We start from the raw sequence: 18,637 nt of genomic DNA, 5'->3' as shown, positions 1-18,637 counted from the left end.
GCCACTAAATAAAAAATGCCCCAAAATTTTGGGGCAAGATTTCAGGCATTTGCAGTTTGAATTGCCGTTTCATCTTTAAAAACTCCGTATTTATTAATCAGTTTTCCGTACCAGGCAGCTCCCTGAACCTGTAAAATAAACGCCAGGGTAACGATAAAGGCAGCTTTTGGGCCAAAAGCCGTTGCCGCAATTCCCAAAGAAAGGGATAAATTTCTTAAGACGGTGCTAAAAACCAGAGCCAAACCATCCGGTCGGTTCAAAAATGCCTTAGCGGCAATGGTTCCAAGGAAAAAGTTTATACCGTAAAACACCGCCAAAATCATTAAACCATAACCTAAAAGCTTCGGATTTTGCACCAGCATCTTTGCTTTCATGCTGATACTGGTAAACACGATTAAAAGCATCGCCCAGGTCGAAAAAGCCGGTAAAAACGGTTTTATCTCTTTATTAAACTGCTCCGGTGTATATTTTTTTAAAAGCCATTTATATGTAAAATGTCCAAGAATCAGGGGAATAAAGACTACTGTAACAATAAGCTTAAAAGTAGCAACCACATCCACCGGCACGTACTTGCCAACCATCAGTAATAAATACCAGGGCGCCAAAAGGGAACCAATAATAAGACTTAATGTAGTATTTTTTACCGCTGCCGGCACATTCCCTTTGTAAAGCATTGTCCAGGAAATGGTCATCCCGGAAGTAGGCAAAAGAGAACTAATGGCAAGGCCGGCAAAAAGTTCCGGTTCGCCTTTTAAAAGTAAAGTTCCAAGACCCCAGGCAATCAAAGGAATGGCAATAAAGTTTAAAAGAAAAGCAAGACCCACCACATTCTTATGGGACAAATCAAAAGCTTCTTTAATTTTCATCCCAATCATGGTTGGATAAAGCATTAAAAAAGTAAATACCAGAATGTAGTTCTTAAGGAAGCTCGTATCCACAAAATAACCCACGATGATTCCCAGAATCATCACCAGCGGTATTACTATAACTAAATTTTGGGAAGGAAAAAGAAAAATCTTTTTAAACATCTTATACCCCCTTTTCTCTGTATTTAATAATAGCGTAATCTTTACTTATTTATATTAAAACGCCATTGTTTTCGCTGTCAATACTATTTTCGAAGTTATTGGGAAATTTAAAGGGGCTAACCTCTTCCCTTTAAGGTTAGCCCCCATCTTTCACGGTTTAATCCGCATTCCATTGTTAAAGTGATTCATGCTGCCAACTAAATCAATTAAACTAATTGCCTCAATTATCTCTTTATCGGATATCCCCAATTTCTTTGCCTGCATCGTATAATTTCTAATGCAAAATTCACAGTTATTTAAAGTGGAAATAACCAGAGCAATAAGAACTTTGGTTTTGGGATCAAGCGAGTTTTCTTCCCAGAGTACTTTATGCTTTTGCACAAACAATTTTAAATAAGCCGGATTATTGGCCATTACTTTAATCGGTAACGGAACCTCGCCAAAATTTTGCTTAAAATTTTCATAAATGGGTTTTAATTCTTCCGGTAAATTTTCTTCTGCAATCGGCATTACCCGATCTTCCATTAAAATACCCCCTTTTATGATCATGATATGGTTATTATTATTTTTACCCCGTTGTCCAGAAAAGTAAAACCCTGCCTGAAAAAAAGCAGGGCTCAACTCTTAATTGCTTTTTTCCTTTATTAACCTCTCCACTTCTTTAATTTTCGCCTGCAGCTCAGAAATTTCCTGTTCGTACTGTTTTACTTTGCCCCCCGATACATGAAAACCGCTCTGCCCTAAAACAAAAAACTTTTCTTCCTCTACCTCTTCAAGGGTTTCTTTAAGCTTTTTTAGCTCTTCCTGGAGCTGCTCCAAACTCATTTCGGCGTAATCCATAATGCCGCTCCCCTCCATTTTTCGCAATTTTTTGTTCTATTATACTATTCTATAATTTCGCTGTCAATGTTTGCATTTTCCTGCCGGTCCAATTCAAGATTAACAAGTCGGTCCGCAGCTTTATTGTTCTCCCGGTAGACATGGGACAAAGTTACTTTTAGAGCAGGATTTGCTGCCAATTTTTTTACTTCAGCGTATATTTCCTTTAACTTTTCATCTTTTACTTTATACTGCCCGTTAAACTGCTTAACCATGAGTTCACTGTCAGCAAAAATCTCGGCTTCAACCTTACCATGCTTTTGAGCAAGAAAGGTCAAAGCCAAAAAAGCCCCTTTCAGGGCTTCCCACTCCGCCACGTTGTTTGTTGTTATACCTAAATATTTGCTTTTTTCATACAGGACTTCCCCGTTTTCGTCATAAATAACCATAGCAGAAGCGGCAGGCCCCGGGTTTCCCCGGGAACCCCCATCGATATGAACTTTATACTTCATCTTAATCCCCCAGGAGTTCATTTACTTTATAAACCACATATTCAATATAAGGTGCGCAGTTTTTTATATCATAAGGAGCAGAACTGGCATCGTTACAATCATGCCGGGTTAAGGTGTGGCAGCTAACGGTACCAAATTTTTCCTCAAAGCCCTTGTAAAGCTTCTGAGCTAATTCCCGAATTTCCGGCTTTTTTAAGCCCTTTTGCGCACCTTTTAAGCCAAGCATCATTAAACCTCCGGAAATAGCTCCGCACATATGACCAAGGCTACCGATACCTCCGCCAAAGGGCATGGCTAATGCTGTATAGGTTTTCGCAGCCAAACCCATTTCCTCCGAAAAAGCAGCAACTATCCCTTCAGCACAATTGTAACTATCTTCCACAAAATTGTAAACCGCTTTTTGTGCTACTTTTTCCACGTTATACTGAAGTTTTTCCACAGCCATCGTCAGCGCCTCCTTGTGTATTTCGTCACTTTTACTTCGCTACATAAAGTATTATAGTAAATTATTGCAGTGTGTGCAACCGTACATTTTTAAAATGCATAAAACTCTCTTCCATACAAAAACTAATACGGGAAGTGTCAGGAGGTAGAAGAAAACTTGAGAAAATAAATTGAAAAGGAGGCTATTTATATGGCAAAAAAGCAGGAAAAAAACAATAATAAAAAGAAAAAGCCCGATATGCCAGAAATGGCAGTAACCGTCGACGACCCGGTAACCCAAATCTTAGCTGCAAAAAGTCAAGAAAACGAAAAACATTAAAACACCTCTTCTCAAAATTAGGGCCAACTCCTGCAAAAAAAAAAGAACGCACAGGAGTGCGCCCTTATCTACATTCTTTTTTCTGAAATTATTTTACTGCCTGGGCAAAATTTTTCCCAAATTCAAAACAACGTTTTAAAGCTTCTTCATCGGGGTTCCAGAGCTCTCTTATACCCTCCATTACAATTTCAAAACCCGCTTCCTTTAAAATCTCGGTAATGATTTTAACTCCTTCACCGCTCCAGCCGTAAGCGCCAAAAGCAGAAGCTTTTTTCCCTTTAAACTGCAAGCTCTTAATTAAATCCAGCTGTCCGGCTAAGTTATACAAAATATTTCGGTTGACCGTAGGTGAGCCCGCCAATATTGCCTTGGAGCGAAATACCTCCACCACAATATCGTTATTATCCGATCGGGCACAATTGTAAAGCTTCACCGTAACCTCCGGATCCGCCGCTTTAATTCCCCGGGCTATTTCTTCGGCCATCCGGCGGGTGCCATCCCACATGGTATCGTAAATAATGGTGATCTGGTTTTCCTTATAATCTTTAGCCCACTCCAGGTATTTATTAACTATTTGCAGGGGGTTATCCCGCCAGATTATCCCGTGACTGGGGGCAATCATTTTTACCGGCAAATTTAACGCCAGCACTTCTTCTATCTTCTTTACCACCCGGGCGCTAAAGGGCGCCAGGATGTTAGCGTAATATTTTAAGGCTTCCTCAAAAAGCTCGTGCTGGTCCACTAAGTCGTTAAACAGACTTTCCGAGGCATAATGCTGGCCAAAGGCATCATTGGAAAACAAAATCTCTTCCCCGGTCAAGTATGCCATCATGCTGTCAGGCCAGTGAAGCATCGGGGCTTCAATAAAGATAAGCTTTTTGCTGCCAAGCTCCAGAGTATCTCCGGTTTTAACCACCTGGAAATTCCAGTCCTGGTGGTAGTGGCCTTTTAACGACTTAACGGCATTAGCCGAACAAACAATGGGTTTATCGGGAATATGGCGCATTAATTCCGGTAAGGCTCCGCTGTGGTCTATTTCCCCGTGAAGGGCTATAACGTAGTCGATTTTATTTAAGTCAATTTCCTCCGAAAGCTTTTTTACATACTCTTTGTCAAATTTGATCCAGGCAGTATCAATTAATGCCACCTTTTCATCCCTAATTAAGTACGAGTTGTAACTTGACCCCCGGTGGGTAGAAAGTTCTTCTCCGTGAAACCGTCTAAGCTCCCAATCAATCTTGCCAACATATGTAACGGAATCGCTAATTTTAACTCCCATTCAGACACCTCCCTTTGTTTTATAATTTTAATATACCATAAATTTTAATTTAAAACACAAAAAGAAAAAAAGCCCCAAAAGGAGCTATAATTTTTATTCGTATATCTTCTCCTCTACCCGGTCCGCTTCTTTGGCGTCTTTTTCAAGGTTTCTGCCGGCCATGCTTTTTTCCTGCAGCTTTTTATAATACTCGTGTTGAATAATTAAGTTCATGATTTCACTGGTACCGGTCCAGATCATCAAAATCCGGCTATCTCTAACCATTTTTTCAATGGGATAAATATTGGTATAACCAATGCCACCCATAACCTGCATGGCGTTATTGGTCACCCGCCAGGCCATTTCGGTGGCAAACTTCTTGGCTTCGGACACCAGCCGCCGCTGTTCCGAAGGTTCAACTCCTTGGTCTATTAAGCGGGCGGTCATATAGGTTAAAGCCCGTGCTGCATCAAGCTCGGTCAAGCTTTCGGCAATTTTAAAGCTAACCCCTTGAAATTCCCGAATTTTCCGGCCAAAAGCCTTCCTCCGGGTAGAATAGCGAGCAGCAATATCCAGAGCTCCAGCGGCAAGCCCAATCGCTCCAATAGCGCTGGTCATCCTTTCGGGCACCATCATTTGGTAAAAGATTTCCGCCGCACCGTTTTCTTTTCCCACTAAATTTTCCCTGGGCACCCGTACATTATTAAAAACAATGCGTCCAGCTCCTCCTCCACGGGTGCCAAGGAGTCCGTAAACATAACCCACTTCTACCCCGGGGCCCCTCTCCACGATAAAAGCACTTAATGATTTATGAGGCGGTGCATCCGGGTCGGTTTTGGCATAAACAAAAAAGTAATCGGCACCTTCCGCTCCTACCACAAAACGCTTTTGCCCGTTTAAAATATAGTAGTCCCCTTCTTTTTTAGCGTAAGTAGTTGCTCCAAAAAAGTCCGAACCACCCCGGGGCTCGGTCAAAGCTTCAGCAGTAAACATTTTTCCGGCAAGGGTAGGCTTTAAATATTTTTCCTTCTGCTCTTCGGTACCAAAGGTGTTAATTGCTTCCCCCACAATACTGACCAATGAATACAGGCAGGCAAGGGAAGTTCCCAGTACCCCTATTTCCTCCAGAGCAATATATTCTTCCTGCCAGCCCAGTCCCCGACCGCCATACTTTTTGGGAAAACGCAGACCCAAAAGATTTCTTTTTCCCGCTTCCACCAAAAACTCCCGGGGATACTGCACCCGGTCTTCATCCATGGCTACCAGTAACTCCTTTGGTACCCACTTAACAAAGTCGCGCACCTCATCCCTTAACTTCTTTTGCGTTTCAGTCCAAAGATGTTCATGCATCATCCTCACCCCTCTTTAAGAATTTTCAGCGGCTAATAAAGCCGCCCCCAGAGCTGCGGTAATCGTAGAATCTTCCGGAATTAATAACTTAACCCCAAGCTTTCGCTCTAAAGCCGCCACAACTCCAGTATTTTTAGCCACCCCACCGGTAAACACCACCGGTTCTACTACCCCTACTTTTTGCGCCAGGATAGCCGTTCGGGCCGCCACCGCCTCGCAAATTCCCCGGGCTACCGCTTCCCGGCTCTGCCCCCGGGATAAATTGGATATCACTTCCGATTCGGCAAAAACGGTGCAAACCGAAGATATTTTAGCCACCTCCTGGCTTTTTTCAGCAAGTTGCCCTATCTCTTCCAGACTAACTTCAAGGGCCTGACCCATCACCTCCAAAAAGCGCCCGGTGCCAGCGGCACATTTATCGTTCATGGCAAAATCCAGCACCTTTCCGTTTTTCCCCAGAGAAATTACTTTGCTATCCTGGCCTCCAATATCAATAATCGTTTTTGCCTCCGGGTATAAATGCCCAATCCCCCGGGCCTGACAGGTAATCTCCGAAAACTCCTTTCCGGAAAACAGGACCCTGCCGTAGCCGGTAGCAACTATCCCCTGAATATTGTCCCGGGAAATATTCACTTTCATCAGGACCTCTTGAATTAACCGCTCGGCCGTTTCCTTCCCGGCAGGTCCGGTTTTACTGTAACTATAAGCTATAAGATTTTTTCCCCGGTCAATTAAGACAACCTTGGTCGTAAGCGAACCAATATCAACTCCAAGATACAAAATCTCCCCCCCTTTTTTCTCTATAGACTCTCCAGAAAAGCCTGAACCCGGTTTAAAACCGTTTCTTCGGAATAAAGCCGGCTGTCGGTCATATCGGCATCCACAATTAACCCCGGCACGCCTAACGTTTTCATAATTTGCCGCCGAATTTCTTCCTGCACAAAGGAATAGGCTTTGCACGAACGGTTGGAGTGCATGACAAAGCCATCGGCGGAAAATTCTTCGATGAAAGATTGCAACTGATTTTTGCGAAATTCTAAATCCCGGTTTAAAAAGACACCGGTATAGGTCTCGGCCAATGCATAAAAGGGAGGACCTTTTTTTATATTGACCGCCCAGCCACCGGTATAGGAATCGGTAACAAAAACCGCTCCCCTTTCGGCAAAATAACCGTAAAAACGGTACAGTCCGTACCAGATGGGAATGTTGTCCCAGACTAAACGGTATTTTTCCCCCTCTACCGCCGGAATCCCGGCTTTGTACCTTTCTTCTACTTCCCGGTAAACTTCTTCGTAAAAATCCCGGGCAACTTCGGTACCCCTTAAAACCACCATTGGTCCCAGATTAATAAATAAATCGGTAACGTTTACCGGCGAAGGTTTATTTTTGGCAAAATTTCTTATCCCTTTCCATAAATCCACCGTCTCATTGGCAAGGAGAATTACTTTTTCCAAACGGTTTAAATCCAACTTTTTTCGGAAAAATTTTTCCAGTTCAATCGCCAGTTTTTCTATTTGTTTGGCCACGTACTGGATTTGCCAGGGTTGAGGTTCCCCGGTAATAAAAGGAGTATTAATGATAAAAAGGGGAATATTAAATTCCCGGCTTAAAGTTTCGTACCATTTTAAAACCGTCCCGCAAATGTTGTTGCAAACCACCAGTAAATCCGGCCGGGGTAAACCTTTAAAAGGGCTTTCTTTTGCATTCCAGATACTTCCGAGATTACTCTTGGCATAAGAACACAAATCGAGAGAATAACCCCTGTTTTCCGCTACCTGGCAAAGACTCGGCGAAACCTTGCGGGCACCGCAAATGGCACCGTAATTTTCCGGATAAACCGGCTCTATGCCAAAGGCCCGCAGTAGTTCCACAGGAGCTCCGCTGGTAATCCAGGCGGTTTTATAACCAAAAAATTTTCCCAGCGTCGGCAAATACTTTGCTTTCAAATAATGATTTTTTAAAATTTTATTCATTTTCTCTGAAGCCTTAAGGGGCTTAAAGATTTTTTTAGCCATTACCCTCCACCCACCCTTTCCCGGAAGGCCTGGAGGCGAGTTTTATTTTGCTCGCCGATTTCTCCGCCTTCCACCTCTAAAACTAAAACCGGAACTCCCTGTTTTTTAAAGTAGTCCACTAAATAGGGAACATCCCAGGCAAAGGGGTCACAAAATTTATTTTGTAAAAGTACAATGGCCCGGGCGTTTTTGTTATGATAAAGATTTTTTAAATACTCCGCCCTCGCCCATACTCCCTTATGCCTGCAGGGACAGGGGGGTTTTGAAAGATAGTAATAAACTATGGCCTCCAAAATATCGTCTTTATCCTCCATATCTCCCGCAAAATGGCGAAAGCCGGTGCAGGTATCATCATAAAATACCCTGAATCCCTGTTGCTCTAAAGCAAGGTAAAGTTTACTGTTAGTGACTACCGCTCCGGTTAAAATAATCCCTATAGCCTTTTGAGTTACATATAAACTGGTAAATTCCGCCTCTTTGAATTCAAAATACTCCAAAGCCTCATCCAGCGGCAGAGTCTGAAGCTTTTTTAAAATCTCAAAGATTTCGGAGGAAGGAATAATTGACGTCAAGTTTTCCAAAGATTTAACCTTATTTCTTAACTCCTTCAACTTTTTCCAGGTAAGCTTTAACTTTTCCTCACCCCTGACTCCGCTTTTCCGGGAAAGTTCCCGCCAGAGATAAATTAAAGCTTCCCGGTAGTATTCCCGGGCAAAAGCGGTGGTTAAATCAACCGGCGGAACGAAAAGAAAAACCCGGTTGTTTCCCAGTAAACTTTTAGTAATACCATATAAACACTGCATCGTGTCGCAACTGTGGGCAAATCCCCAAAAGTTACCGTCTCCTTCCTCTTCAATTTCGGCAAGGCTTCCCCTGGCATAGGAACAACAGTAAGCCGGAAGCCTAACCGGAGCTTTGCTTTCATCGGCCGGGAAATAACGGACCGTAGAAATCCCCGCTCCTTCTGATATTTCCACCGGCCAGTAACTGCAAAAATAGTTTAATTTCATTGCCTGGCCTCACTCTCCATTTCCTTTAAAGCCCTCCGCAAAATTTTACCTATCGCGCTTTTTGGTAAATCATCTTTTATTTCAATGATTTTAGGCACTTTATAATGGGTTAAGTTTTCCCGGCAAAAGGCTTTTAGCTCCTCCGGCGAAGTCTTAGCCCCTTCTTTTAACACCACATAAGCTTTGACCACTTCCCCGTAATAATTGTCTGGAATCCCCACCACGCAGGCTTCTTTAACATCGGGATGGGAGTAAAGAACATCTTCCACTTCCCGGGGATAAACATTAAAACCTCCGGTAATGATTAAATCTTTTTTGCGGTCGACGATATAAAAATAACCATCTTCGTCCATCCGGCCAATATCTCCAGTATAAAGCCAGCCATCTTTAATCACTTCCCGGGTCGCAGCTTCCTGCTTGTAATAGCCCAGCATCAAATCGGGACTTTTTAACCGTATTTCCCCTATTTCTTCAGGCGGCAAAGGCTCTCCGGTAAACGCATCAACAATTTCCATCACCGTATCGGGGAAAGGTATCCCAATGCTGCCGGTTTTATTTACACCGCGGTAGGGATTGCAGCATTTAGCGGTTACCGCCTCGGTAAGACCATAACCTTCCAAAACCTGAGCGCCGGTCATTTTTTCAAACTGCTCCTTGACCTCCGGAGGCATGGCCGCCGCCCCAACAAAACAACCTCTAAAAGAGGAAAGATCGTATTTGGTTAAATCTTTATGATTTAACATTGCTACAAACATGGTGGGTACCCCGGCAAACAACGTTGGCCGGTGTTTTGCTACCGCCTTAAAAAACTCTTCCACCGAAAACCGCGGAAGTAACACCACCGAAGAGCCGGTTAAAAGAGGAGCATTCATGCAAACGCTCATGCCAAAACCGTGAAAAATCGGTAAGACTGTTAACATCACATCTTCCCGCACCAAATCTCCCCAGACCTTGACATGAAAGGCATTGACTATCAGGGCATACTCCGAGAGCATAACCCCTTTGGGTTTACCGGTAGTGCCGGAGGTGTAAATTATCACCGCCGGTTCCTTTTTAAGGTCCCGCTGTTTTGGTCTAAAATTTTTGCTTCCGGTATTTTTTAAAAGGGGCATTAAGGCAAAGACTTTTTCATTATCGATTTTTACTGAAGGAGCTTTTTCTTTAAGTTTTAAAAGAAAATTTAAAGGAAACGCTAAAAAATCGGCAATTGCTGTATAAATTATTTTTACACTATCAAGGTTTTTTAACTTTTCCGCAAAAAGATTTAAGGCAAAAATAGCCTTGACTCCGGCATCTTCAATAATATAAGTTAGTTCTCTTGCCGACAGGAGCGGATTTAAGGGGACCGCAATCATCCCAGCCGCCATTAAGGCAAAATAGACAATTACATACTGAGGCGAATTGGGTAGCATAATCCCCACCCGGTCCCCCGGTTCCAAGCCCAAACGGGATAAATTTACCGCTAAATTTTCAATATATTCTGTTAATTCGCTGTAAGATAATTTTTTATTAAAAAAGATTAAAGCAGTGTTATTTACCTTTTGGGCCGTTTGCTTTAAAAGCTCATAAAGGGGAGTTTCCGGATAGGTCAGACTTAAAGGAACATGAGGTGGATAATGTTTAACCCAGGGGTATTTATAATCCATAAACACCCTCCCAATTTAGGAATATTTTTAATAAATTTATCCCTGAATAAAACTCAGTACAATCTTTATTAACCCAATTGCCATATAGGCTTCTAAACGGTAGTTTTTACCCGGTGAATGGTATTATAAAAGCTGCCCTACGGCAGCTTATAAGGTAAATTTATTTTGTAACTGTTCAAGCCTGGTAATTAATCCCCGGGTCTCCTCAGCCATTTTCTGGACATTATTCATCGCCGCTGACTGTTCATTGGTCGCTGCTACTACATTATTTACAGCTTCAGTAATATTTTGCATATGAGCGGGTAAGGATTGGTTTTGGCGTAACAAGTCGGGTAAGAGGCTCATAACCCCTTGCAGTTCAGTTTGTAAAAAGGAAGTTTTAGCAGTACTTTCGGTAGCTATGGTAAAGGTTTCATTCATCTTTTCCTGAGCTTCGTTCATATTTTTAAAAATAAGATCAATAATCCCTTTGATTTCTTCGGCAGCATCTTTTGATTTTCCAGCAAGTTTGCGAACTTCCTCGGCTACCACCGCAAAGCTTTTCCCTGCTTCTCCGGCCCGTGCTGCTTCAATAGCTGCATTTAAAGCTAAAAGGTTGGTTTGAGCCGCAATTTCGGTAATAAGTTCTAAGGCCACATTAATTTCCTGAGTGTGGGCAAAAAGTTCATTAATGGATTTTGTAGCAACCGTAAGACTATTTTGGATTTTCGCGTTTTCGGAGCTAAAAAGGTCTAAACTTTCTCGACCTTTAGTAAGTTTATCTCCCAGCTCCTCGGCCAGCCGCGCAATATTGCGGATGGTTTCATTTATTTCTTCCAGGCTTGAATTTATTTCCTGGGTTGAAGCCGCTACCTCTTCAATCCCCGCAGAAGTTTCGGAAGTGGTATCTACCAGACTTAAGACGGTATTATTAATTGTTTTGGTAATTTCCTGAAGTTCCAGCGTAAGCCCCTTTAAAATTTTGCTAAAGGATTGTTTTAAATCATCTACGGTATTTAAATCGGTGATTCCCAAATCTTTATTTTTTTCTGCTAAAGTTTCTATCTCCAGAAGCATTTCTTTTAAAGGCTGGATAATTCTTTTAAAATTGCTGTAGCTTATCACAAGCCCAATGATTGCCCCACCAGCCATCCCGATAACCACAGGTATATAAATTTTAAAAGCTAACAAACCAGATAAATACCCTACCAAACCGGCCCCCGGAACGGCAAAAAGAACGGTGCGCAAAAGGTATTTCTTTAAAGTTAAATTTTTTATTTCCATCCCCATCCCCCTGATCAATTTTTAATTTTCTAATAAATTCGATTTATTTTTTATTTTTCCTTCTGAATCTGATTCATTATTTCATATTTTTTCGTTTGCAGTAAGTAGTACAAGTTTTTGTTTAAATATTTTATTAGAATTTTTCTTACCATTTTTTAAAATTCAAAAAAAATCTCTTTGTTAGTTGACTACCACCTTATTTCCCGCTAAAATATTAATGCAATGTTGTTGCCGATGTAGCTCAGGGGCAGAGCAACGCACTCGTAATGCGTAGGTCGTGGGTTCGAATCCCACCATCGGCTCCAGAAAATCAAGGCTTCTGGGATTTACCCGGAAGCTTAATTTTTTATTCCAACTATTTTTTTATACAATTTAAAAACAATCATGGTTTTAATTCTAAGTTTTAATACTAAAAATTTAAAGACTACCTACTAATATAAGGCAGCCTTTATTTTACTTCCTTAAACTTACATAAAAGCCTACTCAATTCATTTTCAAATTGTTGTGCAGTTTTTACGATGTTTCTCATTAATAACATGCGTATAAAAATCGGTAGTAGTCTTTATTGAACTATGCCAAAGACGTTCGGAGACTACTTTTAAATCAATACCCTGCTTGTACAAAAAGGTAGCACTTGCATGTCTTGAATCAAGAAAGCGAAACTCATATCAAAGTGTCAATAGCGGATTTAAATTGACCCATTTTCAACGGTTTTAAATTGACCCATCCTGGCTTTTTTTAAAATTAAGCTTTGACATGTGGGTTACCATAGAGACCGGTTTTTAACCTCTCCTTTAAGCGGTAGCTGTTGCCCTTTATGTTGATTATATGGGCATGGTGTAATAGCCTATCCAACACCGCAGTGGCAATCACCGGATCAATAGTGCAACCTCCGGTGTAGCCTTCTTCCTTGATTTTTTCGTAAATGACTGCGCAATTGAATATCCCCTGATTCATGAGCTCTTGAATGGTATCTTTATATGGGTCAAGCTTTGAACCTCTTTTGAGATGGAGTTTCCTTTCAGGAATGTCCTCTGCTCTGAGGTATTTTCTTACCGTATTCTTGGTGTTCTCTGGCTTTTCTTTTCGGCATTGATTTCGCCCGGCATTTTTACCACCTCATTATCAGATATATTGAATTTTATTCGTCATTTTCTACTTTTTTCCTCCATTTTTACTTGATTATTTCTGGTGTTTAATGGTAATCACACCTTCGGATAATTGAGGATAAAGAAGAAATATTTTATACTAACAATAAACTCTAGCGCAAGCAAATGAACCGTTCCTATTCTGCATACGGAAATTACTACTTTCAAGGAGTGACAAAGTGTGGAGCAGTTTTCCTACGAAATTGATAGCGGGATAAGTTTATCAGAAATCGAAGAGTATTTTGAGAATATCTGTGAGAAAAAAGAAGGCAAACATAAATATCTTGGTAAGGGATGGGTAGTGGAGCTCGTTCCTGAAGAACCGAGGACTTTAGGAAAGATATCTCGACCACGCACACGAATTATTTTTAGCGGCGATAAGGAAATCTGTGAAGAGCTAATTAAAAATTACAGAAAGAAGTTTTTAAGAGTGGGAGGATAAGAGGGTCAGGCTTAAACAGTTGAGTTATTTCGCAACTTTTTAAGTCTGACCTAACTTTTTATCTGGAAATTGTCCTCGACGAAAAAGCTTTAGATTTTTGAGATGCAACCCCGTGGTAAAATCCAGAGTTTATGAAGTACTGGGGAATAGTCAACTTTGCTTTGATGGTACCTTATACATTCTGGCATATGTGGCAACTTCATACAGGAAAAGCGGAAATCAGTTTCCGTCCTGGACGGGTTGCCCCACATTAACTGCCATAACAGGTAAGTCTTGGTTTATTGAAGTGTCACCGCCGGTGTATAATTGACCCAGGAACAACGAAAAGGAAATGACTCACCTACTGGCGAAATATCCCTCCTGATACCACATCAAAGGATCGGAGGGAAATAAATGCTAGGGCGTGTTAATTTGATAAAATTAAAGCTAATCATTTTTCTATTTTCACGCAGTGTTGTTTTAGCCAAGCCTTAACATCTTCAAATGATACCTTATGTTCAGCAATTGCAACAGTATATTCTATTATTTCCTCATACGATGAATTAAGTCTATATCCATTAATTTCGAGAAAAGATTTCGTGATACTCTAAAATATCTTCAACTGTTATATATTTTATCCCCTTTTACCTTTACCTTTTAGCTAACTCATCAAAAACTGGACGATATCTTTCAATTATTCTTTTTGCCCTTTCTCTTGGGCTAATAGCTGAGGTTTCTTCTATACTATAATGCCGAACCCTTTTAAAAGTGGTTCTTTTTTTATTTATTTTAGCTATGCGCTCCATAGTAAAACCTCCCTTTAGTTAATTTTTATAAACGTAAAGTCTTTTTTGCAACATTTCTTAATTTATGCGCTTTTTGCTTTAAAACTATTTCGGAAGATTTAAGGAAGGAAATTTTATATGAATGGCAACCTATTTTATGAGTGTTAAGAAAATATATAGTGAAATATCAAAAAGTTTAACCGTGGAGTATTTTTGGCAAAATAAAAGTACAGGCTTTCACGGTTTGTTAAATTATGTTAAATATTTTTAGGAGTGCTAAAATAGTTCTTGTAATGCTTAGGTCGTGGGTTCGAATCCCACCATCGGCTCCAAAAAATCAACGCCTCCAGGTCCCGCCTGGAGGCTTAATTTTTTAACGAACCATAACTTCGCAGTAAAAATTTTTTGTTTTTAATTTTTTTAAAATATGGTATTATTTTTTTATAAGAATTCTAATTTAGAACGGGTGATTTTATGTCCGAAGAAAGATTTAATAGGCTTGAAACACAATTAGACCATATGGCAAGAATGATTACCGAATTAATCCGGATTGTAGGAAATACTAATGCAGCTGTCGAAGAATTACGAAGTGATGTTAACGGACTTAAAAGTGATGTTAACGGACTTAAAAGTGATGTTAACGAACTTAAAAGTGACGTTAACGAACTTAAAAGTGATGTTAACGAACTTAAAAGTGACGTTAACGAACTTAAAAGTGATGTTAACGAACTTAAAAGTGATGTTAACGAACTTAAAATTTCCAACCAGCAAATCAAAGAGGAAATTGCGGAAATTAAAATGACGCTAAAGGAACATGGAGAAAAGCTTGATTACGCCCTTTTAAAATTANTAAATCACGATGTAAAACTTCACAATCTTAAAATTGTTCAACCTTAATTACTTAGATTAAACATCGTTTTAACCCTCAAAGCTTAAAGTAGGATTTAGACTCCTGTTAAATTTTTAAAACATACCCGTTTTCTTTTAGCCATTTTTCATCTTCTCCGGGCATTGGTGATATTTATTCGGGAATATTTATAACCGCCCATCTTATGAATTGGGGTCTTCCGTTAATATTTCAATTTGTTCAGCAGTAAATCCTAAAGTTTTATACATGTTTTCTTTCTATGTTATTTTATTTTGAAAAATGGATGCCAAATTAATTTGCAAGTTCACAACATTATGTAAATTCTCCGACCTCTTTAGTTTGTTTTCCGCAGGGAGAATCTTAGTTTCAAATTCTTCAATTTTAGTATTAAGCCTTTCCAGGGCCTTCTGCATCTCTTCAATGCGGGCAAGGAGCTGCTCGCGCTGCTCGATTAGGATCTGTTTTCTGGCCTCGATAGTTGCGTCGCCTTGCTGAAACAGCGCGACATACTCGATCAGCGCTTCAACTTGAACACCTGCATTACGCATACATTTGATGAATTCTATCCATCTGCAGTCTTCTTCCGTATAATCCCGGATGCCGCTTTCGTTGCGATGTACCCTGGGGATCAACCCAATACGCTCGTAATAACGGAGTGTATCTGGTGAAAGGCCAAATTTTTTGCTTACTTCTGCAATCGTCATGCGGTTTCACCTCGATGTTCGATATTATATAACGCTTGGAGCTAACTCCAAGTCAAGAGCTTTTAAATAGTAGCACTATCCGTACTACTATTTAAAGAGACAGAGTGTAATTTACGTCTGTCTTTTAAGAGTTCGACTGCAAGCTGTTTGGTCAGCATAAAAGGGCATAAGTTATGGAAGAAAATCACAGTGCTCTTTCAAGAATCTTTTGGCTTATGTCCAATGTAAGATCCTGAGTTTCCGAGAGCGCTGTCCACCCATGAGTCTTCAGCTGTTCAATAATAACCGGTATTTTATCGGCTCCAATGCCATATTGGGACAAACGAGTTTTTACACCAAGGCTTTCAAAAAACTCTCTGGTTTTCTGAATTGCTAGGTCTATCTTTTCCTCTTCGTTGCCTCTCTCTATATGCCATACACGTTCTGCATATTGCAGAAGTTTAGCGCGTTTTTGTTCGCGACGTACCTCTAGTAATGCTGGCAATACGTTCGCTAAAGTCTGTCCATGATCAATACCAAATAATGCGGTAAGTTCATGTGCGATCATATGAGTCGCCCAATCCTGCGGAACTCCAGCACCGACTATCCCACACAATGCAAGAGTAGCACACCAAACATGATTTGCACGGGCCTCATAATTTTCGGGTTCAGCAACTGACGTTGGACCTATTTCAATCAATGTTTGCAAGATACCCTCAGCGATTCGGTCCTGGACCCTGGCACCCACAGGATATGTGAGATATTGCTCAGTTACATGTACAAATGCGTCAATCACTCCATTGGCCACCTGAATCTTGGGAAGTGTAAAAGTAATGGTCGGATCTAATATCGAAAACTTAGGGAAAATTAACTCACTTAAAACGGGGTATTTTCCGTGCCCATAGCTGATTACAGCTCCGTTATTCATTTCAGAGCCGGTAGCAGGCAAAGTAAGCACCGTACCTAAAGGAATTGCTTTTCCTACTACATCCAAAGGAATAGGTGCCAAACCGTATTTCAACAGGTCACGAGGGTCTCCATCGTAACAAGAAGCAAGTGCTATAAATTTAGTTCCATCGATAACAGAACCCCCGCCAACCGCGAGCAAAAAATCAATTTTCTCATTGCGCACAATTTCTACTGCTTTTACCAATGTTTCACAACGAGGATTTAGCTCTATACCTCAAGCCTGTCCTTACCAAATAAAATACGTGTTGGGTTGTAAAAATCAAAGTTTAGCATAATAGCACCTCCTCAATATTTTTATATTGACATCATAAGGCATAGAGTTAACTCCAAGTCAATTACCTTTTTGAAATTCGCGCCGGAAGAATTCCATGTCACCAAACAACTGTTTGAATTTCTTTTCACTTCTTTCAACTCGTTTCATAGTACCCCTCCTTCCTACAGGTCGTTAACAACTTATATAATGCCTATTTTGCGTAGCCATGCGGACAGCTTAGCTTGAGCGTCTCCTGCGCCACTCCCATATACTACAAATTCCTCCAGGATAGTTGATTTAGGACATAGTTTCACAATATCACTAATCATTCGCCCTTTACCCCCTCCGCCGTGGGTACAAAAAGGCACGATAATTTTTCCTGACAAATCATATTCAGATAAAAATGTTGCAACTGGCGGAGCTATCATATTCCACCAATTGGGTGAACCAATAAAAATTATGTCATAAGATTCAATATGATCAATTTTCGATTTTAATGCAGGTTTATAACCTCTCTGTATTTCTTTTCTTGCTTGCTCCACAACCGCATTGTATGAACTGTGATACGGTACTTCAGGTTGTATCTCAAAGATAGTTCCACCAACCTCCCCGTGAATTAGATTTGCAATTTTACGCGTGTTTCCGGACCAAGTAAAATATGCAATAAGAATTTGTTTAACCATATTTATTCTCCTTTCCTAAGCTTTCTGCAACAAAATTATTTAGAGATGATTTTTAGCTATTATTCTCCCAGAGCTTCCCTTATGAGTTTTACATTCTCTTCTATTAGATCTGGAATAGGTTGCGGCGTCAATCACGCTACCGCCGCCCAGCGCCACGATGAAATCGCAACCATTTTCCCGAGCAAAAGATCCGCCCGCCTTAAAGTGGATTTCACAGGATTTGCCTCTACCTTGTCAAATACGACAGTCTCCACCCCGGCAATACGAAGCTGTTCCTCGGTACGGCTCAGGTAGTCGTTTTCTTTGGCGGATTTACCGTCCGAAATCACAATCATGGCTTTTTTTGCCTGGCATTTTTTGAATATGCAGGTTATTCAATTGCCCCATTCCAAACAATATTCTTGTGGGTACAAACATATTAAAACTCATATTCATCCCTCCGTTTGTGATAATTCTTTCTCAACATCCAAAACGGTATTTTCGTATCCTGCAATTTTGATGTCCAGCTTATCAAGTTTTTAATTCCTTCTGCAATTGTCATAGTTTATTTTACCTCCATAATCAGAGTGTACATGCTGGAGTTAACTTCAAGTCAATACACCTTTTGACATTTGAAATCTTGACGCTACATTAGGGCCTAATCGCTTAGGTGTTTCATGGCGATTTCTTCTGGAGAAGGGGGCACCGGGTGATGGTATAAGCTTGAGCGGTTTAGGCTTATCGATGAAGAGGGGAGGCAGTTTTATAGGGCTACATTTCTCCACCGGTTTAGGATGGAGGGGTTGATGCCATATTCGGAAGAGATTTGGGAAATGCGCCTCCAGGGTTCGCCCGGAGGCTTAATTTTTTAACGAACCATAACTTCGCTGTAAAAATTTTTTGTTTTTAATTTTTTTAAAATATGGTATTATTTTTTTAAAAGAATTCTAATTTAGAACGGGTGATTTTATGTCCGAAGAAAGATTTAATAGGCTTGAAACGCAATTAGACCATATGGCAAGAATGATTACCGAATTAATCCGGATTGTAGGAAATACTAATGCAGCTGTCGAAGAATTACGAAGTGACGTTAACGAACTTAAAATTTCCAACCAGCAAATCAAAGAGGAAATTGCGGAAATTAAAATGACGCTAAAGGAACATGGAGAAAAGCTTGATTACGC

Annotated in this window: 21 protein-coding genes, 1 tRNA gene and 3 pseudogenes; 4 read left to right on the top strand and 21 right to left on the bottom strand. The window is 40.6% G+C overall.

Annotated features, from left to right (window positions below; translation table 11 throughout):
* Window positions 1-41: 41 nt before the first annotated feature.
* The 5 genes from CARFE_RS0113315 to CARFE_RS15300 form a co-directional block, all read right to left on the bottom strand.
* On the bottom strand, window positions 42-1,028 hold the full coding sequence (locus CARFE_RS0113315) for an arsenic resistance protein (protein WP_028053085.1): 987 nt from the start codon (window positions 1,026-1,028) through the stop codon (window positions 42-44).
* Window positions 1,029-1,178: 150 nt separating this feature from the next.
* Window positions 1,179-1,553, bottom strand: a complete 375-nt coding sequence (locus CARFE_RS0113310; RefSeq protein ID WP_011343781.1) for a carboxymuconolactone decarboxylase family protein — start codon at window positions 1,551-1,553, stop codon at window positions 1,179-1,181.
* A gap of 99 nt (window positions 1,554-1,652) precedes the next feature.
* Window positions 1,653-1,868: a hypothetical protein gene (locus CARFE_RS0113305; RefSeq protein WP_034542170.1), complete on the bottom strand. Its 216-nt coding sequence runs from the start codon at window positions 1,866-1,868 to the stop codon at window positions 1,653-1,655.
* Window positions 1,869-1,912: 44 nt separating this feature from the next.
* Entirely contained in the window at window positions 1,913-2,359 is a 447-nt protein-coding gene (locus CARFE_RS0113300; RefSeq protein WP_028053083.1) for a ribonuclease HI family protein, read from the bottom strand.
* 1 nt (window position 2,360) lies between these two features.
* The gene (locus tag CARFE_RS15300; protein ID WP_051250336.1) at window positions 2,361-2,804 is read right to left on the bottom strand and encodes a C-GCAxxG-C-C family protein; all 444 of its coding nucleotides are present in this window, start codon (window positions 2,802-2,804) and stop codon (window positions 2,361-2,363) included.
* A 189-nt stretch (window positions 2,805-2,993) separates the two neighbouring features.
* Between CARFE_RS15300 and CARFE_RS16780 the strand changes: the two genes are divergently transcribed.
* A complete protein-coding gene (locus tag CARFE_RS16780) occupies window positions 2,994-3,122 on the top strand; it encodes a hypothetical protein (protein ID WP_257020433.1) in 129 nt (42 codons plus the stop codon).
* Between the two features lie 88 nt (window positions 3,123-3,210).
* Here the strand turns inward: CARFE_RS16780 and CARFE_RS0113285 are convergent, their stop codons facing one another.
* The 7 genes from CARFE_RS0113285 to CARFE_RS0113255 all read right to left on the bottom strand — a co-directional run bounded on the left by CARFE_RS0113285 (window position 3,211) and on the right by CARFE_RS0113255 (window position 11,664).
* Complete coding sequence (locus CARFE_RS0113285) at window positions 3,211-4,401, bottom strand: anaerobic nitric oxide reductase flavorubredoxin (protein ID WP_028053082.1); 1,191 nt, start codon at window positions 4,399-4,401, stop codon at window positions 3,211-3,213.
* A 93-nt stretch (window positions 4,402-4,494) separates the two neighbouring features.
* On the bottom strand, window positions 4,495-5,733 hold the full coding sequence (locus tag CARFE_RS0113280) for an acyl-CoA dehydrogenase family protein (RefSeq protein WP_210432968.1): 1,239 nt from the start codon (window positions 5,731-5,733) through the stop codon (window positions 4,495-4,497).
* A gap of 12 nt (window positions 5,734-5,745) precedes the next feature.
* Window positions 5,746-6,510, bottom strand: coding sequence for an acyl-CoA dehydratase activase (locus tag CARFE_RS0113275; protein WP_084138967.1), 765 nt, complete (start codon window positions 6,508-6,510; stop codon window positions 5,746-5,748).
* A gap of 20 nt (window positions 6,511-6,530) precedes the next feature.
* On the bottom strand, window positions 6,531-7,745 hold the full coding sequence (locus CARFE_RS0113270) for a 2-hydroxyacyl-CoA dehydratase subunit D (protein ID WP_028053079.1): 1,215 nt from the start codon (window positions 7,743-7,745) through the stop codon (window positions 6,531-6,533).
* Window positions 7,745-8,755, bottom strand: a complete 1,011-nt coding sequence (locus CARFE_RS0113265) for a 2-hydroxyacyl-CoA dehydratase family protein (RefSeq protein WP_028053078.1) — start codon at window positions 8,753-8,755, stop codon at window positions 7,745-7,747. Before CARFE_RS0113265 ends, CARFE_RS0113270 begins: the two co-directional genes overlap by 1 nt.
* Window positions 8,752-10,401 carry a long-chain-fatty-acid--CoA ligase gene (locus CARFE_RS0113260; RefSeq protein WP_034542169.1) on the bottom strand — a complete coding sequence of 550 codons (1,650 nt, stop codon included), beginning with the start codon at window positions 10,399-10,401 and terminating at the stop codon, window positions 8,752-8,754. The genes CARFE_RS0113265 and CARFE_RS0113260 overlap by 4 nt, the downstream gene beginning before the upstream one ends.
* A 147-nt stretch (window positions 10,402-10,548) precedes the next feature.
* Window positions 10,549-11,664 carry a methyl-accepting chemotaxis protein gene (locus CARFE_RS0113255; RefSeq protein ID WP_028053076.1) on the bottom strand — a complete coding sequence of 372 codons (1,116 nt, stop codon included), beginning with the start codon at window positions 11,662-11,664 and terminating at the stop codon, window positions 10,549-10,551.
* Between the two features lie 230 nt (window positions 11,665-11,894).
* Between CARFE_RS0113255 and CARFE_RS0113250 the strand changes: the two genes are divergently transcribed.
* Window positions 11,895-11,969 (top strand) — tRNA-Thr (locus tag CARFE_RS0113250).
* A 189-nt stretch (window positions 11,970-12,158) separates the two neighbouring features.
* Here CARFE_RS0113250 and CARFE_RS16890 read toward each other — a convergent pair.
* From CARFE_RS16890 to CARFE_RS16075, 3 pseudogenes are all read right to left on the bottom strand, one after another.
* Window positions 12,159-12,314 (bottom strand): annotated as a pseudogene (locus tag CARFE_RS16890) (tyrosine-type recombinase/integrase); the annotation flags it as partial.
* A gap of 94 nt (window positions 12,315-12,408) precedes the next feature.
* Window positions 12,409-12,549: pseudogene (locus CARFE_RS16245) on the bottom strand (ATP-binding protein); the annotation flags it as partial.
* Window positions 12,544-12,735, bottom strand: a pseudogene (locus CARFE_RS16075) (IS21 family transposase); the annotation flags it as partial. The pseudogenes CARFE_RS16245 and CARFE_RS16075, both read right to left, overlap by 6 nt.
* A 258-nt stretch (window positions 12,736-12,993) precedes the next feature.
* On the opposite strand from CARFE_RS16075, the gene CARFE_RS0113245 reads away from it, so the two are divergent.
* A complete protein-coding gene (locus CARFE_RS0113245) occupies window positions 12,994-13,254 on the top strand; it encodes a hypothetical protein (RefSeq protein ID WP_028053075.1) in 261 nt (86 codons plus the stop codon).
* Between the two features lie 629 nt (window positions 13,255-13,883).
* Here the strand turns inward: CARFE_RS0113245 and CARFE_RS16240 are convergent.
* The 6 genes from CARFE_RS16240 to CARFE_RS0113210 form a co-directional block, all read right to left on the bottom strand.
* A complete protein-coding gene (locus CARFE_RS16240) occupies window positions 13,884-14,039 on the bottom strand; it encodes a hypothetical protein (protein WP_154652774.1) in 156 nt (51 codons plus the stop codon).
* Window positions 14,040-15,143: 1,104 nt separating this feature from the next.
* Window positions 15,144-15,590, bottom strand: coding sequence for a MerR family transcriptional regulator (locus CARFE_RS15290; RefSeq protein ID WP_051250334.1), 447 nt, complete (start codon window positions 15,588-15,590; stop codon window positions 15,144-15,146).
* Window positions 15,591-15,774: 184 nt separating this feature from the next.
* A complete protein-coding gene (locus CARFE_RS15285; RefSeq protein ID WP_281170191.1) occupies window positions 15,775-16,749 on the bottom strand; it encodes an iron-containing alcohol dehydrogenase in 975 nt (324 codons plus the stop codon).
* Window positions 16,750-16,991: 242 nt separating this feature from the next.
* Window positions 16,992-17,474: a flavodoxin gene (locus CARFE_RS0113215; RefSeq protein WP_028053074.1), complete on the bottom strand. Its 483-nt coding sequence runs from the start codon at window positions 17,472-17,474 to the stop codon at window positions 16,992-16,994.
* Window positions 17,475-17,513: 39 nt separating this feature from the next.
* Window positions 17,514-17,684 (bottom strand): iron-containing alcohol dehydrogenase, encoded by a 171-nt coding sequence (locus CARFE_RS16950; RefSeq protein WP_456064306.1) that lies wholly within the window; start codon window positions 17,682-17,684, stop codon window positions 17,514-17,516.
* Complete coding sequence (locus tag CARFE_RS0113210) at window positions 17,606-17,809, bottom strand: dehydroquinate synthase/iron-containing alcohol dehydrogenase family protein (protein ID WP_028053073.1); 204 nt, start codon at window positions 17,807-17,809, stop codon at window positions 17,606-17,608. The genes CARFE_RS16950 and CARFE_RS0113210 overlap by 79 nt, the downstream gene beginning before the upstream one ends.
* A 613-nt stretch (window positions 17,810-18,422) precedes the next feature.
* Between CARFE_RS0113210 and CARFE_RS16350 the strand changes: the two genes are divergently transcribed.
* Window positions 18,423-18,637 (top strand): hypothetical protein (locus tag CARFE_RS16350; protein ID WP_034542168.1); only part of this gene is annotated, 215 nt, incomplete at its 3' end.

The sequence above is a fragment of the Carboxydothermus ferrireducens DSM 11255 genome, assembly GCF_000427565.1.
Classification (GTDB): Bacteria; Bacillota; Z-2901; order Carboxydothermales; family Carboxydothermaceae; genus Carboxydothermus; species Carboxydothermus hydrogenoformans.
The sequence above is the reverse complement of the archived record's forward strand: the minus strand, read 5'-3'. Positions and strand labels throughout refer to the sequence as shown.

Coding starts and splice junctions, on each gene's coding strand:
- CARFE_RS0113315 (WP_028053085.1), bottom strand. CDS start 1,028: ATGTTTAAAAAGATTTTTCTTTTTCCTTCCCAAAATTTAGTTATAGTA.
- CARFE_RS0113310 (WP_011343781.1), bottom strand. CDS start 1,553: ATGGAAGATCGGGTAATGCCGATTGCAGAAGAAAATTTACCGGAAGAA.
- CARFE_RS0113305 (WP_034542170.1), bottom strand. CDS start 1,868: ATGGATTACGCCGAAATGAGTTTGGAGCAGCTCCAGGAAGAGCTAAAA.
- CARFE_RS0113300 (WP_028053083.1), bottom strand. CDS start 2,359: ATGAAGTATAAAGTTCATATCGATGGGGGTTCCCGGGGAAACCCGGGG.
- CARFE_RS15300 (WP_051250336.1), bottom strand. CDS start 2,804: ATGGCTGTGGAAAAACTTCAGTATAACGTGGAAAAAGTAGCACAAAAA.
- CARFE_RS16780 (WP_257020433.1), top strand. CDS start 2,994: ATGGCAAAAAAGCAGGAAAAAAACAATAATAAAAAGAAAAAGCCCGAT.
- CARFE_RS0113285 (WP_028053082.1), bottom strand. CDS start 4,401: ATGGGAGTTAAAATTAGCGATTCCGTTACATATGTTGGCAAGATTGAT.
- CARFE_RS0113280 (WP_210432968.1), bottom strand. CDS start 5,733: ATGATGCATGAACATCTTTGGACTGAAACGCAAAAGAAGTTAAGGGAT.
- CARFE_RS0113270 (WP_028053079.1), bottom strand. CDS start 7,745: ATGGCTAAAAAAATCTTTAAGCCCCTTAAGGCTTCAGAGAAAATGAAT.
- CARFE_RS0113265 (WP_028053078.1), bottom strand. CDS start 8,755: ATGAAATTAAACTATTTTTGCAGTTACTGGCCGGTGGAAATATCAGAA.
- CARFE_RS0113260 (WP_034542169.1), bottom strand. CDS start 10,401: ATGGATTATAAATACCCCTGGGTTAAACATTATCCACCTCATGTTCCT.
- CARFE_RS0113255 (WP_028053076.1), bottom strand. CDS start 11,664: ATGGAAATAAAAAATTTAACTTTAAAGAAATACCTTTTGCGCACCGTT.
- CARFE_RS16240 (WP_154652774.1), bottom strand. CDS start 14,039: ATGGAGCGCATAGCTAAAATAAATAAAAAAAGAACCACTTTTAAAAGG.
- CARFE_RS15290 (WP_051250334.1), bottom strand. CDS start 15,590: ATGACGATTGCAGAAGTAAGCAAAAAATTTGGCCTTTCACCAGATACA.
- CARFE_RS0113215 (WP_028053074.1), bottom strand. CDS start 17,474: ATGGTTAAACAAATTCTTATTGCATATTTTACTTGGTCCGGAAACACG.
- CARFE_RS0113210 (WP_028053073.1), bottom strand. CDS start 17,809: ATGATTGTGATTTCGGACGGTAAATCCGCCAAAGAAAACGACTACCTG.